The sequence below is a fragment of the Pedobacter metabolipauper genome (genome assembly GCF_004362715.1).
GTDB classification, from domain to species: domain Bacteria; phylum Bacteroidota; class Bacteroidia; order Sphingobacteriales; family Sphingobacteriaceae; genus Pedobacter; species Pedobacter metabolipauper.
The window spans coordinates 577,029-593,181 of the sequence record NZ_SNYC01000003.1; the positions used below are offsets into that span (position 1 = coordinate 577,029).

The window sequence follows — 16,153 nt, forward strand, 5'->3', positions numbered from 1 at the left end:
CAAACAATATGGCATGTTATAAGTTCTTCAATTACAGACTGAAGATTAATTGCCTGCACAAGATAAAACTACATCACCTATGGGATTTTTTGATAAACTATTTAAGAAAGAGGTAGCAGAACCTCTTGTAAATGTGATTGACAAAGCGAAGGTACTGGTTTATCCAATGATTAAGAGTTCCGATTGGAAAGGCATGGGGCTTGCCAGGTCGCAGCCTTTTCTTGACATCGACGGAAAGCCTGAACTAGCACTAGTTTTTGCACAGGATGCTGGTGATAGTTTTCAGTATATTACCGAGGCTGACCTGCTGCTGCCTGGGGTACAAGAGAATTTCGACCAGTGGCAGCACAATATCAATACTTACCCCTATGAGATAACGCTGGCTAAATCCCTTGATAACCGCGTTATTACTGCTTCTGGTGAAGATCATTCTGCCGAAAAGGTATTGTCCGCTGCATTTCTTGCCGAAGCTTGTGCAGCATTGAATACGGATAGACTCGTTATTTCAATACCGAGACGACGGTGTTTGATGATTACCAGCTATTATGAAGATTTCCAAAGCCTTGAAAACTTTTTCCGTCTGCATTTTTTAGCCTGGCAGGAAGAGGACTACGGCAATGAACAGATCTCTGAGATGGTTTTTCTGGCAGATAAAAATAAAATAGAATATGCAGTGCCTTTAGGATTTCGTATCAACCTATATGAGAGAGACGGACAATTCAAATTGGTTTATAGCACAATGGACGATCTTTTCCAGGAGAACGATCAAATCGATTTTCAAAAAATCATGGAGAAGAATAAAATTCCGGTGTCAATTTATAACTCCGGAACTTCCTCAGGAAATTAATTGGGCAGAAAGAATGGAATTTACTGCTGCTGCTTTTGAGTAGACCATGAGATGTCCGCCTCCATCAATGATATGATCTGGCTTTACGTATTTAATGGGCATGATCTTGTCGCCGGTTCCGTGGATATGAGTTAGGTTTTCTGGCCGTTCGGTATTTTTCCAATCCAATATACTGTTCAGTGCCCATTTTAGAAAAACAGGATCCGTATCAATCAATATATTTTTCAGCATTTTCTTTTCGCCTGTGGTTCGGGCTCCAAAGATCCAGTAAGCCATTCTATTGGTGTGTTTTAACAGGGATGCCGGAATGATCTTCTGAAGTCTAAAACTCCCTGCCAACCGATAATACCAGGGCAATTCGTTGGATGTTGCGGCGCTTGATATAATAAAGGTGTGTTTCGGTTTTAATACTTTAGCTATTTCAGTAGCGATAAAACCACCGAAGGATACACCAACGAGGTAAAAAGGAGCAGAGTGGTCTATAGCTAGTGCAAGTCTGGGGGCATAACCGCTCAGGGATTCTTTTGGATCTGGTGTGATCCAGTCCAGATAGATGATTTCAAATTCTTCAGAAAACACCAGCTTTCTGAAAACTCTTCTGTCTGCACCAAGGCCGCTAATGAAGTATATTTTTTCGGCCATGTCTAATGAATCAATTGATATTATTTATAAATGGATATTCCTTTAAACAGAATATTTTATCAAATATAGCAGAACTAATTTTAACGTTTAATTATTTTACTGGCATCCCTTTTGAATAGATGAACTTGTATTATCTATTTAAACGCAATCATGAGATATCCCTTAGTTAAGCGCGTCGCAGGTATACTGCTCTTATCAATAATCTTTGCCTGCAATGGAGGTAAAGAACCTGCCAGGAAGGTGGAAGTTAACACAACTTCTACAGCTGGTGCCATTGCAAAAGAAATCGTAAAAGAAGCTAACCCTACAGATACCATTCATACCGATGTACTGGAATTTATTGATGTGGATGGAAATGGCGACAATGAACTGCTTATCGCACATCGTGCTAATGACACCACGGATTATATTTGCCAAACCATTTATGAAGGTAAGTTTAACAGGGGTGATCTGATCAGCCTTAAATGGAGAACCGGCCCTTATGTAAACCCCGGTGATCCCGAAACGACCATACAGGAAAATTTTGTAGTGGAATATAAACTGGTTAAAGCCGGTAAGCTTTCTATTGCCAAACAGAAAGGAATGCCCCGTTTATCTCCTTACTATTATGATGAAAACATTAGCGACTATGGAAAGGACAGGATTAATAATGAGGTGAGCTACTATCTTATAAATACCAATAATCCAGACTTAAGGAAGGTTGTAGACCGGCCTGCCAGGGAAATACCTTTTACCGTTGAAAAAAGAACCGTTAACGGGATGGAGCTTTACGAGATCTGGTTTACCACTGCGGCCAATAAACCCCAACCCATTCATAACGTATTTTACCATTTTAACTATCCTTACCAGCTCTTTGAGGGCGATGATTTAAAACCTGCACTTTAACCCAATTTTATGAGAAAGCTACTTACGCTATTGCCCCTGTTATTTGTTCAGCTTGCAAATGCACAGGATTATAAAGAATTAAAAAAGGAGGACATCCGTATTGTGATGAGCGATAATAAACACAGTGTAACCATTGATGTTTTAACAAAAGACAACACCGCGCTTCCAACTGGTTATTATTCGGCTCCTTTTGACAAAGGTGATAATAAAATCTTCTTCTACGTTGGACCGAACGGTAAACTTAGCAAAACCGCTAAATTAGTAGATGAGGAAGTTTATTCTCTGGTGCCATTAGAAAATAGCAAAGCACATGGTAAGGCCAGCGTTTTTAAAAACGACAAGCTGATTAAAGAAATTACATTTGAAAATGGCATCATCCGGTCTTCTAAAGAATTTGAGAAGAACAGACGTACGGACGAAGTTCATGATATTGATGGAGTTCTTACTTCAAGAAAGGAATTTGAAGACGATTTGCTTGTTTCTGATACCCAATTTAGTGATGGTGGTTCTATGGAGAAACAATATAAGAACGGGAAGGTGATCTCTTCTCACGACAGTAAAACTGAGCAATATTTTACCTATCATCCAAACGGTAAAATGGAAACTGCTTCTGATGTGATGAATGGTAAAAAGGTAGAGAAGGAGTTTAATATTAATGGTGTATTGACTACGGAAAAAACAACTAGTTATGAGCCATTCGGTATCACTACCAAATGGTTTTACCTGAACGGAAAACTGAGAAAAATAGAGGAAGAAGATAGCATGCACATCAAGTTTAAGGAATACAATACTACTGGTAAGTTAATCAAATCTGGTGTTAAAGATGCTCCGCCAACCATTATGATCGGCAATTAATCAGAGACTAGTTTAATATTTCAAGCGTTGACAATAGGTTATCCTTTAATGCTTTTTTAAAGCCGTTGATATTGTTGATAATAACCATCAATGCCTCTTTGAATGATGGCTTTGATGGTGTTTTGCTCTTATAAATTAGTGATCATGAGTAATCCGATTCCGAAATAAGGATTTGGCTTATCCTTAAAGTTGCCTTCCAGATCTGCCAGGTCATTGAAAAAATCAACAATGAAGGACGTTGGCTTTAATCCATTATTGGTATGCAGTATAATATTATCGCCGATGCTGCTCCATTTTCTGGATGGATGCGATACGCCAATGCTGCTGCCTGTTTCCCAATCCCATACCATCCAGTTCCAGCCATGTTTTTGTTGCACGCAATCGTCGAATAAGTAATAAAGGGTTTTGATTTTCATCTTCCCCTGATCTTTATCTTTCCAATATTCTACTGTGTTCGCTATTTCCTGAATGGTCTGATCGCAGTCGACTGGCGTAAAATCAGGATTGGTGATCTGTATGATCTTTATGGCTTCGTCAATCTTTTTTTGAATGGTATTGCTTTCTTTCCCATTGGGAGTTCTTAAGTAGGCCAGAGACAGGTTTATAGGGTCGAACGGAATTCCTAATGTCTTTTCCAGCATTTCTCCTGGAATAAAAGGAGGAATGGTATGGTCTGTATTGAATTGATCTGCCGGATTAAATGAAAACTGTTCGCGCTCATAAAATCCAGTAGTATACTTTTCTTCGATATCCATGATCAGCTTGAATTCCGGGTTGTTTGGATTCCGTGTTTCCTGCGTTTGATAGTAGTCGGGCTGCAGGTGCCAGTAAAGACAAAGTACAGTGCCTTTATCGATGATCTTTTGTTCGATCATCCATTGCATTGGCCCAATACCGTCGTCGTAATTGTAGTGCTGTACAAATTGATGCCATTCTTCTGCATTCAGGTTTTTGTACGATTCTGATCCTTCTAAGGCTTTTTGAACGTTAATCTTATTGTGCTTGTTAAAAGTTACTGTCATTATAAATTAATTGAACGGAACATAAAGGTTTCTGTTGGTTAAAGAACAATGCAGGATTGGTATTGTTTGGGGCACAAAAAAAACCCCTGTAAAGTGTATGCTTATACAGAGACTTTTTTTGGTTATTTTAATTTTACTTAATTTGGGCTGAGCAGCCTTTTTTTCTGCCCATCGTATTCCGCTTGCGTAACGGCACCGCTGTCCAGCAGTTTCTTGAATTTTTCAATTTCATCCGCCACACTGTATATAAGATTGCCAGGTTTGTTTTTGTTGGGTATTACTTCTCCGGCATCAATTGCATCTTCAACAGGAATTTCGAAATTAACAACATCACCGTCAGCGATAATGATTACCTTCTTAATACCGTTAAATTTCTCTATAGAGATTTTCTTGATGAGGACAGGCATGTTTGTATAGCGTCGGTCTGCCATGGCGTCGTCCGGGATACTAAAATTCCATCTTGAAGTGACGTAGAGAAATCTGCCGTCAATCCCAGTGCCCCGGCTCAGTTTAATGGAGTCGCCGACATTGTAAGTTACGCCATTGGAGGCTTTGTAGGTTGTGATTTTCTGTGCATAACAGCTTACTGAAGCCATTAGGGCAATGAATAAGATAATTTGTTTCATGTGTGTGTTTATATTGTGTGTAAAGCAATTTAGTAAAAACACATAAGGATTGACGTAACAAAATTGAAACAGCAGTTAAATTAGGGTGTAGCGTTCTACAGTCTGGAAGGGGTTGTAAAATTGGTGGAGCAGTTTTTTCCTTCGATCACGTTTGATACGTCAACTTCTAATATCATATGGATAAACTTAGGAATAAACCGGCCAACTTCGAAACAGATTGGTACATTTATGGAAATAAATAATTGATCGTTATTCTGATGTTTCTGAGTAAGTATATAATCGTTCGCAGTGTTAAGTGGTTCTGGCTCTTGCCTGTATTAATGGCTGGATGTAATTTTTCGCCGAAAGATGAGGCTCGTGAGAGGAAGCCAATTGAGCATACTATAGAACCGCGTGCTGTTATAAAAAATCAACAAGTTCATAAACAAATTGACACTGGGGCGTATGTTGCCGATATTGCTAAATACTGTGATAGTGTAGACCGGCAGTTGAACCATTTCATTTTGAAGACTGTTGATGATCCTGATAAATCTGGCGAAGGGGGAGAGCAGAATTATTACCTGGATGCTAAAGATACAGTAAAAGTAACTGCAATTTATTATGGGGAGACCGGCAAGACGGCTTATACGCTCTATTTCAAAAATGGAATGATCGCACTATTGAATCAGGAAGTAACGTTTTATACTGCTCCAATCTATGTCAAGGATTCTAAACCTGACCGGTTAGAAACGGAGCGGGTTACATTTAAGGATGGAAAGATTGTCCAATGGATTAATAAAGGAACTAAGGTAGGTTCTATTGAATTTGATAAGAAAGACGCTGAACTCAAAGATCTTTATATTGAGCTTTTTCGTTAAGTCGCAAATTGTTGAATTACGTTTCATCTGTTTGAGCGATATTCTAATTAATTGACTTTTATTTCATTAATATTAATATATTTTGTTTTGATATTTACTATTATTTCATATTTATTAATAATAACTTGTTTTTACAGATAAATTGATCTAACTTTGCTCTTAACGTATTCATTATGTATGCGAATGTTAGTGTCAATTCCAAACGGGATTATTTAAAGATCAGCAATAGAAGAACGTTCATTGACCCATTTTTAGATTTTTCCTTTAAGCGGATATTTGCTTCCGAATCGAGCAAGGAAGTATTGATCGGTTTCTTAAATGAATTGCTGAAAGGGCAAAGGCAGATTGAAACCATTGTTTATAATAATAACGAATACCCAGGAGAGATTGGCGATGAAGGCGGGGCAATCTTCGATATAACTTGTACAGATAAGTTTGGTGCAGTGTTTTTAATTGAGATCCAAAAAGGTGTACAGCGATATTTTAAGGAACGTGCACTTTTTTATACTTCAAGGTTGATCAGTGAGCAGGCACCAAAAGGAAACAGGAGAGATTGGGCTTATAAATTGACTGATGTTTACCTGGTTGCTATACTGGAAGATTTCAACTTGCCCGATAGCGATACTAATGACTATTTACATCACGTTTGCCTGATCAATCAAACAACTGGTAAGGTATTTTATAATAAGTTAGGATATACCTACGTGGAGGTTCGTAAATTCAATAAATCTATGGAACAATTGGAAACCCAGTTGGATAAGTGGATTTATATTCTTAAAAATTTAACCAGGTTTAACGACAGACCAGCGCTGTTTCTAGGATCTGAATTTGACCATTTTTTTAATTTAGCTAGTTTAACTAGCCTTACAAAGGAGGAAAGAAAGATGTTTAATGCAAGTTTAAAGTACAAATGGGATAATAAGAACGTGTTGGATTATGCCAAGGAGTTGTCTAGAGAAGAAGGTAAAGTTGAAGGTAGAGTTGAGGGTAGAATTGAGGGTGCAAGCGATAAAGCTCAAGAAATTGCACTAATTCTAAAGCGGGATGGGTTTTCCAATAAAGCGATTCTAAAGGCTACTGGTTTTAACTTAGTTGATTAACATCCATAATTAGTCATTAAAAATATGAATGCAAGTTTAAAGTACAAATGGGATAATAAGAACGTGTTGGATTATGCCAAGGAGTTGTCTAGAGAAGAAGGTAGCGTTATAGGAGCAATTAATAAAGCTAAAGAAATAGCCATCAAAATGAAAAATAAAGGATTTTCGGATATTGATATTTTAGAGGTTACAGATATTAATTTAACCGAAGTCCAAAGTTCCAAGAATTTTAATTATAAAATAACATGAATAAACTTGATCCAAGATTAAAGTATAGATGGGATAATAAGAACGTGTTGGATTACGCTAAGGAGTTAGCGGGAGAAAAAAAAGCAAAGGAAATTGCGCATTCATTGCGAAAATCTGGAGAATCTGTTCAATTTATTTTAGATGTTACCGGCATTGATTTAGAAAATAGCAATGAAATAACTACATCATAGCAGTACTTAATGAAGATTCTATATATTAGCAGATACTAAATTAGTTGCTCTTAATTATGAAAAAGATTCTTTTAAGCATATTTCTTTTAATTTCAAGTCTTCAGATTCTTAATGCGCAAAGTAAAGATATTGAAGATCTGTATGAAGATTATACCAATGCACTTACAGATTCTGAGAAAAAACCGCAAGCCATAAAATTAGGATTGGCAATTTTAAGCAGGAAATCTGAACTCAGTAAGGAGCGTATCGTTAATTTGAACTATCATCTGGCTCATTTGTATGAAGAATCTTTAGATCCTCAAAAAGCCAAGCTATATTATATCGAGGTTCTCAAAATGGTGCCAGGTCATTATATATCCAGTCGGGCTCTAGGCAGGATCTATTCTAATGAATGTATGGATCTGGGTAAACAAGTAGGCGAAGCCGCTCGATTAAAAGATGCCAGGTTGAATGCTGAAAAATTTAAGGCATACAAAATTCACGTTTTAAATACTTTACCTCTTCTGGAAAAAGCCCAGGCTTGCGATCCTGAAACCGAACTGCTAACTTTAATCACTTATTTCTACAACAGCATTAAAGATACCACTGGACTGGCGAACTTAAATGACCGGCTAAAAGTGCTTTCTAAAGATTGTGTTGAGTTCCTTGACTAATAATTCTTTACCTTGCATCCCATGATTAGATTGAACAGTGATACCCCGTCAAGCGTGCTCCAGGATGTAAGGGAAGGTCAGCTTGTAACCGATACCTTTAGTAAAACCGGCCTGGTAGAGGAAATCATAATTACCGATGACGGATTGTATCGGGTTTATGAATTTAAACTGGTTACCGGCAGAAGTATCACCATCAAGAAATAGTATACTTATGAAAAATACCTTAAAACCAGCTTGTGGTGAATATGGGTCTATTTGGGATTTTGAAATCCGGAACGGTAAACTAGTACTGGTAAAACAGCAGACTGCTGGTTAATTAATAAACCAGCGTGAACTTATATTTAGGAATCTCAACTGCAGTTTTTCTCGGGTAAAAGCCATCCATTTTCTGCAGCTTGAAAGGATAACTAAAACTATAAATCCGATCTTCAGGAATTTTTTTACCTTCATCACAATCCCCATAAGTCTCAGCGACGTTTACTTTTTTAATGGAGAAATTGATGTCATACTGAAAATCATATTCGCAGGTGTCGTAATCATTGGTAGTGGCGCCAATTAAATACCAGTCTCCATTCTGGTAGCGGTATATGCTCTTGTATGAACTCCTATGTCTCGAGTTACCATTGAATGTTTGTTTAATAATCAACGTGTTGTTTTTAACAGACATTTCAAATGCCATTCCTTCATCATATTTGAAACCATAATCCTCACTTTTCCAAAGTACCGTGGTGTTTTTCTTCCACAGCTTCACTTTACCATTGATCTTTTTACAGATATACAGCACCCTGTCATAACCGAAATCGACCGTTTTATGAGTGGTATTGTAGGCATATACAATTTCACTGACGCCATCTTTGTCCAGATCGCCTTCGGCTTGTTCTACAAATTCAAATCCCTTTTCCGGGATAAAGTCCTTTAGATCCTGTGCAGATCCTTTAATCGTTAATAACAGCAGGCAAATGATTAGATATTTCATAGTATAAGAGCTTATGGCTTTGTTAATCTTTAACAAATTTACGGCCAACTACCCGCCATTATTTTATATTTCCATTAATTCATATAACTTGGCGGTTAACAGCCCTATGAAAAAACGTTATAAACTTCTTATTTTGATCCTGGGTCTTTGGTCGTCGCCATATATCCTGGCCGGGATCAACAACATCCCTGACCTGTATTATATCTTTTTTCATGGTGATATCAATACAGGTGATTCTTCAAAGAACCATTCATTAAAAAGAATCCATGTTCCAGGATTGATCCTAAACCAGATCGCATACAGCAAGATTATTGATTCTATGTATGTAGATACCATTAAGCTGACTAAAGATGGTGAGATTGATTCTTTGCATCCGGATCCGCCAACCTATCTAACCTACGAAGGGAGGGTCTATGCGGATACAGTGAATTTTACCTATAAAATGGAAACCGAAGACGGGAAAGGCTTTGAAGTGGATGGTGGCAACAAGCACTTAATTACGCTGAATAAAGATGGTAAAGTAATAGCTGATGTGATCAATGTGAATCCGGATAGTGCTGGATTGTTAAAAAACTGTTTGCTGCTCGAAGATGTCATTAAGCCCTTTCAAAATTGGGAAGATAAGTCGGGCCCGGTCTATATGAACCATTACTCAAAATATAAGTTCAATTCCGAATGCTTAAATCCATTCAGGGGTTTTGGAAGTCCAAATGGGGCCAGTACTTGTTATTTTTGGGAAGGAACCGGATATTTTACGGTTGTATTCCATAAGGAGAAATTGAGATTCAAAATCCCTGTTTCCAACCAGGCGGCCTTCTATACCGGGGACTACGATTATTCTGACGGCATCAACTATTACCCGGTTCCGGATAGATTTAAATCAAAGCTGAATGCTGCTTTTTTAGTTTATGATTACCGGGTATATATGATTAAGTAAAAGCCCGTTAATGGCCCTTACTTAATTCTTGTGCTTTTCTGAGGTCTTTCAATATTAAAGGTAATGTATACTCTATATGCCTGCTAACCAAATAAATGATATGCATCATGTTTTAATTAATTTTAATGGCTATTTTAACGGTTTCTTTTTAAATTCAATATAACGCTGATTCCCTATGAAAATGAACATGCAATCCCGAAATCTACCACTTAATGTGTTCTTGCTCATTCTTTTTAGCTTTTCTGTACTGATTGGCTGTGGTGATGGAATGGTTAAGAATAAAGTACCGGCAGAAAACAAAAGCTTATCTGAGCAGCCAGATTCACTTGCTGGTGCTGAGCCCGTATCTTTAACCAGCAGCCTGATTATTCAGGATGAGAAGGATCTTAAAGGCTATTGGGTTGGAATGTTTGAACCTGACACCTCAATTGATGGTGTATATACCGGTGAGGTGAGGGCATGGGATTACAGCAATAAAATTAATATTTCTATTGATGAGATTAATGGCAGCAATGTGAAAGGCCATAGTGTGGTAGCTGGAAACGACAGGCCATTTACGGGTACGTTCGAGAAAGCTGGTGCGGCCTTTAATTTTTTCGTTAAAGAGCCTGGCGATGATAAATATGATGGACAGTTTTCATTTAGGATTGATAAAGGAGACAGTACGCTTACTGGTATCTGGATTGCTTATGGTAAGATCAGAATTCCACAGCGTAAGTACGAGTTGGTCAAAAAGAACTTCAGGTATGATCCTAATGTAAAGTTAGAAGCCGGCAGGTATATTGACTGGAAGAAGTCGAAAAAGGTTACTGATGAAATTGACGGGGAGCCTGTCTACGATAATTCTTACTTTACAACAACGGATGAGGTTAATAAATATAATGCTTCTGCAGATCTGCTGACTAAAGATCAGGTGGCGAATATGAAAAAAGCGGATCTCTTTATCATTCGAAATACCATATATGCGCGCCATGGTTATTCCTATAAGGATCAGCAGCTGCGTGCCTATTTTGACATGCAGCCCTGGTATATTCCGGTAAGCACAAACGTTAAAAGTCAGTTTACAGACCTGGAAAAGAAGAATATTGCGTTACTGCTGCGTTATGAAAAAAATGCAAAAGAATATTATGACGTTTTCGGCAGGGGTTAAGAAAACCAGCCATTGGTTGTGGTACATCGCGCTGTTATATTTTTCATACCTCATGCTGCTAATTACCCTTCAGTATGTTCCGATAAATGCTGATGTTGCCTTTTTAAGGGTTAAAACAGACGTAACCGGGTTATGGTATTATAACGTTGCTTTTTTTACCCATGTCTACAGCAGTATGTTTGTATTGCTGGCCGGTATTATCCAGTTTTCATCCTTTATCCGTACGCGTTTTATACCGCTGCACCGCTGGAGCGGACGTGTTTATGTTGCGGTTATTATTTGTATTTCTGGTCCCAGTGGTTTGATCATGGGATTTTATGGCAATGGCGGATGGATTGGTCAGTTGGCCTTTTGCCTGCTCGCCATGCTATGGATCTGGTTTACCTGGAAGGGGTTTTTCGCGATATTATCGGGAGATCTGATCCTCCATAAAGCTTGGATGTACCGGAGCTACGCGTTGACCTTATCTGCAATCAGTTTGAGGCTTTGGAAATTTGTGCTGGTTTATCTGTTTGAGCCCAAACCTATGGACCTTTACCAGTTAGTTGCCTGGCTGGGCTGGACCGGTAACTTAGTTATTGCAGAAGTTTTTATCTATTTTACCATCGGCAGGTTGTACCGGAAACGTAAATCAATTGTGATTTAAACCTTCATTTTAAGCGATGTCAGAAGTTTATATGATCAGTATGGTTATCCCTCTTCAATAAAGATCATACACCAGGATGACCAAATTTGGCGTATGGGATTGTTTCAGGAGAAAAAAAAGAAAATTGCAGAACAGCATTAAATAAATAATCCCGGCGGTTGGCCAGGACTATTTATTCACTTAATCATAATAAGATCTTGTTAACTGCCTTAATCATAAGAAGATCGTATTACTAGCTACAATGCAGCTAATCCGTCTTTTTTAGCTTTTTCTAAAATTTTAGCAGCGCGGACTGCACTTTCCGGATGTGAACTCATCATCTTTTCTGTTTTAGTCCTGTTGTCGCCAGATGCCTTCTCCATATCTGCAAACTTTTGGAATGCACTGGCTAAAGCTGTTACTTTATAATTGTGGCTTTTCATAAAAGTGTAAGAATAGTCATCCGCTTCACTTTCCTGTTTACGGTTATACTTGCTATCCAGTAATGCATTGGCAAATTTACCCAGCTGACTTTCTGTTAATGTATTTACTACACCAGATTGTGATGAAGCAGCATCCATCAATGCTTCTCTTTTGTAAGCACTTCTTACAGCATCACGGCTATCTTTATTTGCTACGTGTCCGATCTCGTGACCAATGATGCCCAATAGCTCTTCGTCACTCATGATATCCATTAATGATGAAAATACGCGAACGCTTCCATCTGCACATGCAAATGCATTGATGTCCTTTACTTTGTATACTTTATAGTTTAGCGCTAATCCGCCTTCATTTTTATGTTTGCCAAAGATCTTATTCAATCGCTTAGTATATGGATCATTTGGTCCAGCAACAGGATTGTTAGCATCCATCCAAGCTACGGCTTCCCCAGCCAGTTTAGCTGCATCTGCATCAGAAAATGTGGCTGCTTTCAGTCCTTTTTCTGCCGCGCCAATTCCTTTTGTATTGATCTTAATTTTTTGTGCTGAAGCTTCATTCATTCCGATTGAAAGGATCAGTGCCAGCATGCTGAGCGATAACGTAATTTTTTTCATAGTTGTTTAATTGAGATGAGGTATTATTTTAGTTTGTATATGTATCCGTTACAACAGCATCTATAGGTTATGGTTTTAATTTTATTTGTTTAATTAACACAACTGATTAAATGGTAATTTTAAATTAACTTTTATCCAACGAGGCATAATCTTTGTATTGTCAATGGATACGCTATGGAAAAAGATTTCGAACTATTTAAAAAGGGCTGCAGCTGGTTTAATCATTCCAATGATCCCATTGAATTCTCAACTCCTGAAATCAGGTATTCGAATGATTTTATTCAAACCTTTCCAGTTTTGCATCTGCTTGTCTCATCTGCCAGAACGTTAGACCTTACTTTAAACGCTAAGAAAGAGGTGATAAACTACAGGCTTTTTAGCTGGACCAACAATGCCGGACAAAATAGCGGCTGGCTATGCCGCTTTGATCCAGGCATGCCCGGGTTTAATATATTACCAGAACACCTGCTTTTGATCAATCATATTGGTGGCATTGAGGAAAGTTATTCTGAAGTTGATAAAGATGAAGAATTGCTCACTTTAAATATGGACTCCATTTTTATTGGTTCAAACTGTTATCAGGATATGCGTTATGCAGATTATTATAAGGAAGTGACAGCTGAAGAAGGTGCTACAGCACTCCATACCGCTGATTTTATCGGTTTTGCTACTGAGGTTAACGGGAATGAAACTTTTTATGACCTGAATACCAAAGCGGTGTATTTGTATGCTACTGATCATTGCTTCGATAATATTCAAGTGGTTGGTGGACAGCCGGAGTATACTTTTTACACCATAAACGGCGTTAATGATTTTATAGACTACGTGGAAATGCTTGCCAGTCAATGGATCAGTTACAATTCAATTAAGCTATAAAGATGCTCGAAACTTTATTCCGCTGGACTTTTGACACCTGGTATAATGCCTTTATTTCCCTATTAGTATTTTTTAACCTGTTATACTGGTCGGTTACCTTAACTGGAATTTTGATATTCAGGTATATGGAACGAAGCCGGGGACTGGTTATGGTTGATAACCATTATAAATATCCTGATCAGGTTCGTAAAGAGATCTGGCAGTCCATGCGCTCTATCTTTGTGTTTAGCTTACAGGGTATTATTATTCAGCAGGGGCTGTTGTTTGGCTGGTTTAACATCAGCTACGATCTAAACGGCTGGTTCTTTCTGCAGATCGTACTGCTTTTTCTATGGAATGAAATTCACTTTTTCGGATGCCATTATTTACTGCATACCAGGTTTATGATGAAAAGGGTTCATTGGGTTCATCACCATTCCAAAGAACCTACGGTATTTTCTACGTTCAGTTTTCATTGGATTGAAGCATTTTTACTGGGTACTGTAATCGTGTTCCCATTATTGGTTTATCCATTTCAGACTGCGGCGATACTTTCTCTTCCCATAATGAGCCTGGTCATTAACTTGCTTGGGCACTGCAATTACGATTTTTTCAGTGCGCATGCTCCTGAACATATTCTTAAGTTTTCTTACCGTCACAGCATGCACCATAAACGGGGCAGGGGTAATCTGGGTTTCCTGTTGCCCTGGCTTGACACTCTTTTTAAAACCACACACAAATCCATATAAATGAATAAAGTATATATTACTTCGACAGGCTCATTTCTGCCCAATGCCCCTGTGGCTAATGACGACATGGAAAGCTTTCTTGGATTGTTTAATGACGTTCCCTCTCGTACTAAAGCGATATTTTTACGCAAAAATGGTATTAAAACCAGGTATTATGCGCTGGATACCAATCAGAATACAACCCATAAAGCTTATGAAATGGCTGCTCTTGCGGTTAAGGACTGTTTGAATGCAAGCAGTCTTGGATATGATGAAGTCGAGATGCTGAGCACTGCAACGACACAAAGCGATTTGCCGGTTCCGGGTTTTGCAAGCATGGTTCATGCTGAAAGCGGTATTGGACGCTGTGGAATTGCATCACACCAAAGCGTGTGTGCGGCAAGTATGATGGCGATTCAGAATGCGTATCTGCAGGTTAAGTCTGGCACTGCACACAATGCAGTAGCTTGTGCTGCAGAACTGCCAAGCCGGATGTTTAAGTCCAAACGCTTTGCCGGTCAGCATGCCTTTAGCGCAGAAAATGCAACGCTTCCGATAGAGATTGATTTTTTACGGTGGATGCTGAGTGATGGTGCCGGAGCAATGCTGCTACAGGATGAGGCTTCAAAACAAGGGCTTTCACTGGAAATTGACTGGATTGACCTGAAGTCTTATGCGCATGCTTATGAATTGTGTATGTATACGGGTACAAATAAGGAAACGGATGGTTCTGTACTTAAGACCTGGCTGGATTACGATACCATTGCTGAAGCCAATACCGCTGGTGCGCTGAACCTTAAACAGGACATGGCACAGGTTGACCATATTGTGAAGATTGGTATTCAGCGTTTTTTTGAGATGGTTGATGCGGGTAGTTTTGATCCCCAGGATATAGACTGGCTCGTATGCCATTATTCCTCTCATCATTTTAAGCCACAGATCATTGACCTGCTGCAGAAGGGCGGGGTGGAGATAGCTCCTGAAAAATGGTTTACCAATTTGTATACTGTGGGCAACATTGGTTCTGCCTCTGTTTTTGTGATGCTGGATGAACTGATGAAAAGCGGTAAGCTTAAAGCTGGTCAGAAAGTGCTTTGTATGGTTCCCGAAAGCGGCAGGTTCATTACCGGATTTATGATGCTTACAGTTACCGGTTCGGGTGATGGTTTAGGATTTACTGAACAGATCGATGAAATTAAAGCACCGGAGATCCGGGTGCAGGACAAGCCGGTTCAGGAATGGCTGGTGCGTCAGCTTACGGGTGTTTGGTTTGATTTTGAACGCGGGTTGCAGCAGGTGCCTGTGGTTAAAAAGATCTTTAAGGGTCAGCTTTCACTGGAAGAATATAAACGGTTGCTGGTAAATCTGCGTCAGCAGGTAATTGACGGATCGCAATGGATTGCCCGTGCTGCATCTAATGTGAGTATGGAACACTTTCCGGTGCGTTCTGCATTTATCCGGCATTCATCTGATGAACACCGTGATTACCAGATCCTGGAGAAGAACTACATCAATTGCGGGGGACTAGAATCTGAGATCCTTACCGGAAATAAGAATATTGGCAGTGAGGCACTGAGTGCCTACATGTTTCACAGGGCCAGTCAGCCGAACCCTTTCGATCTGCTCGGCGGTATGTTTATCATTGAAGGTTTAGGCAACCGGGTATCCGGCAAATGGGGCAGGGCCATCCAACAGCAGCTTAACCTGGATAAGGACCAGGTTTCTTTCTTTATCTACCATGAATCCAGCGACAGCAACGATAATCATTTCGAGCGTTTTGAGCAAGCCATCCAATCGGATCTGTTAACGCGGGAGATGGCTGAAAAAATAGTTAAAACGGCGAAGGTTGTGGCTAAACTTTATACCTTGCAGCTGGAAGAATTAGATAATTTTTAACTGA

The 16,153-nt window shown here is 39.0% G+C and carries 20 protein-coding genes; 15 read left to right on the forward strand and 5 right to left on the reverse strand.

Annotated features, from left to right (window positions below):
• Positions 1-79 precede the first annotated feature (79 nt).
• Positions 80-847, forward strand: coding sequence for a hypothetical protein (locus tag ATK78_RS02535; RefSeq protein WP_133574479.1), 768 nt, complete (start codon positions 80-82; stop codon positions 845-847).
• On the opposite strand, the gene ATK78_RS02540 is transcribed toward ATK78_RS02535, so the two are convergent.
• Positions 836-1,489, reverse strand: coding sequence for an alpha/beta fold hydrolase (locus ATK78_RS02540; protein ID WP_133574480.1), 654 nt, complete (start codon positions 1,487-1,489; stop codon positions 836-838). The genes ATK78_RS02535 and ATK78_RS02540 overlap by 12 nt on opposite strands.
• Positions 1,490-1,639: 150 nt before the next feature.
• On the opposite strand from ATK78_RS02540, the gene ATK78_RS02545 reads away from it, so the two are divergent.
• Complete coding sequence (locus tag ATK78_RS02545) at positions 1,640-2,374, forward strand: hypothetical protein (protein ID WP_133574481.1); 735 nt, start codon at positions 1,640-1,642, stop codon at positions 2,372-2,374.
• A 9-nt stretch (positions 2,375-2,383) separates the two neighbouring features.
• On the forward strand, positions 2,384-3,229 hold the full coding sequence (locus tag ATK78_RS02550) for a toxin-antitoxin system YwqK family antitoxin (RefSeq protein WP_133574482.1): 846 nt from the start codon (positions 2,384-2,386) through the stop codon (positions 3,227-3,229).
• Between the two features lie 128 nt (positions 3,230-3,357).
• Here ATK78_RS02550 and ATK78_RS02555 read toward each other — a convergent pair whose 3' ends face one another.
• Positions 3,358-4,251 carry a DUF4274 domain-containing protein gene (locus ATK78_RS02555; protein ID WP_133574483.1) on the reverse strand — a complete coding sequence of 298 codons (894 nt, stop codon included), beginning with the start codon at positions 4,249-4,251 and terminating at the stop codon, positions 3,358-3,360.
• A 137-nt stretch (positions 4,252-4,388) separates the two neighbouring features.
• Positions 4,389-4,877 (reverse strand): SHOCT domain-containing protein, encoded by a 489-nt coding sequence (locus ATK78_RS02560; protein WP_133574484.1) that lies wholly within the window; start codon positions 4,875-4,877, stop codon positions 4,389-4,391.
• Between the two features lie 320 nt (positions 4,878-5,197).
• On the opposite strand from ATK78_RS02560, the gene ATK78_RS02565 reads away from it, so the two are divergent.
• The 6 genes from ATK78_RS02565 to ATK78_RS02590 all read left to right on the forward strand — a co-directional run bounded on the left by ATK78_RS02565 (position 5,198) and on the right by ATK78_RS02590 (position 8,131).
• Positions 5,198-5,734: a hypothetical protein gene (locus ATK78_RS02565; protein ID WP_133574485.1), complete on the forward strand. Its 537-nt coding sequence runs from the start codon at positions 5,198-5,200 to the stop codon at positions 5,732-5,734.
• 173 nt (positions 5,735-5,907) lie between these two features.
• Complete coding sequence (locus tag ATK78_RS02570) at positions 5,908-6,834, forward strand: Rpn family recombination-promoting nuclease/putative transposase (protein ID WP_133574486.1); 927 nt, start codon at positions 5,908-5,910, stop codon at positions 6,832-6,834.
• A 24-nt stretch (positions 6,835-6,858) separates the two neighbouring features.
• Positions 6,859-7,083, forward strand: coding sequence for a hypothetical protein (locus ATK78_RS02575; RefSeq protein ID WP_133574487.1), 225 nt, complete (start codon positions 6,859-6,861; stop codon positions 7,081-7,083).
• Complete coding sequence (locus tag ATK78_RS02580) at positions 7,080-7,274, forward strand: hypothetical protein (RefSeq protein ID WP_133574488.1); 195 nt, start codon at positions 7,080-7,082, stop codon at positions 7,272-7,274. The genes ATK78_RS02575 and ATK78_RS02580 overlap by 4 nt, the downstream gene beginning before the upstream one ends.
• Positions 7,275-7,330: 56 nt before the next feature.
• Positions 7,331-7,927 (forward strand): hypothetical protein, encoded by a 597-nt coding sequence (locus tag ATK78_RS02585; RefSeq protein WP_133574489.1) that lies wholly within the window; start codon positions 7,331-7,333, stop codon positions 7,925-7,927.
• A 21-nt stretch (positions 7,928-7,948) separates the two neighbouring features.
• A complete protein-coding gene (locus ATK78_RS02590; protein ID WP_133574490.1) occupies positions 7,949-8,131 on the forward strand; it encodes a hypothetical protein in 183 nt (60 codons plus the stop codon).
• Between the two features lie 112 nt (positions 8,132-8,243).
• Here ATK78_RS02590 and ATK78_RS02595 read toward each other — a convergent pair whose 3' ends face one another.
• Complete coding sequence (locus ATK78_RS02595; protein ID WP_133574491.1) at positions 8,244-8,903, reverse strand: hypothetical protein; 660 nt, start codon at positions 8,901-8,903, stop codon at positions 8,244-8,246.
• A 106-nt stretch (positions 8,904-9,009) separates the two neighbouring features.
• On the opposite strand from ATK78_RS02595, the gene ATK78_RS02600 reads away from it, so the two are divergent.
• The 3 genes from ATK78_RS02600 (at position 9,010) to ATK78_RS02610 (ending at position 11,636) form a co-directional block, all read left to right on the forward strand.
• Positions 9,010-9,840 carry a hypothetical protein gene (locus ATK78_RS02600; RefSeq protein WP_133574492.1) on the forward strand — a complete coding sequence of 277 codons (831 nt, stop codon included), beginning with the start codon at positions 9,010-9,012 and terminating at the stop codon, positions 9,838-9,840.
• A 175-nt stretch (positions 9,841-10,015) separates the two neighbouring features.
• Positions 10,016-10,990, forward strand: a complete 975-nt coding sequence (locus ATK78_RS02605) for a YARHG domain-containing protein (protein ID WP_133574493.1) — start codon at positions 10,016-10,018, stop codon at positions 10,988-10,990.
• The gene (locus ATK78_RS02610) at positions 10,953-11,636 is read left to right on the forward strand and encodes a DUF2306 domain-containing protein (protein WP_208112287.1); all 684 of its coding nucleotides are present in this window, start codon (positions 10,953-10,955) and stop codon (positions 11,634-11,636) included. The genes ATK78_RS02605 and ATK78_RS02610 overlap by 38 nt, the downstream gene beginning before the upstream one ends.
• 236 nt (positions 11,637-11,872) lie before the next feature.
• Here ATK78_RS02610 and ATK78_RS02615 read toward each other — a convergent pair whose 3' ends face one another.
• A complete protein-coding gene (locus ATK78_RS02615; protein ID WP_133574494.1) occupies positions 11,873-12,670 on the reverse strand; it encodes a M48 family metallopeptidase in 798 nt (265 codons plus the stop codon).
• 174 nt (positions 12,671-12,844) lie between these two features.
• Here ATK78_RS02615 and ATK78_RS02620 point away from each other — a divergent pair, with 174 nt between their 5' ends.
• The 3 genes from ATK78_RS02620 to ATK78_RS02630 are packed head-to-tail and all read left to right on the forward strand — an operon-like array spanning position 12,845 to position 16,149.
• Positions 12,845-13,546, forward strand: coding sequence for a hypothetical protein (locus tag ATK78_RS02620; RefSeq protein WP_133574495.1), 702 nt, complete (start codon positions 12,845-12,847; stop codon positions 13,544-13,546).
• Between the two features lie 2 nt (positions 13,547-13,548).
• Complete coding sequence (locus tag ATK78_RS02625) at positions 13,549-14,274, forward strand: sterol desaturase family protein (RefSeq protein WP_133574496.1); 726 nt, start codon at positions 13,549-13,551, stop codon at positions 14,272-14,274.
• Positions 14,275-16,149 (forward strand): beta-ketoacyl-ACP synthase III, encoded by a 1,875-nt coding sequence (locus ATK78_RS02630; protein ID WP_133574497.1) that lies wholly within the window; start codon positions 14,275-14,277, stop codon positions 16,147-16,149.
• The last annotated feature ends 4 nt before the right edge of the window (positions 16,150-16,153 follow it).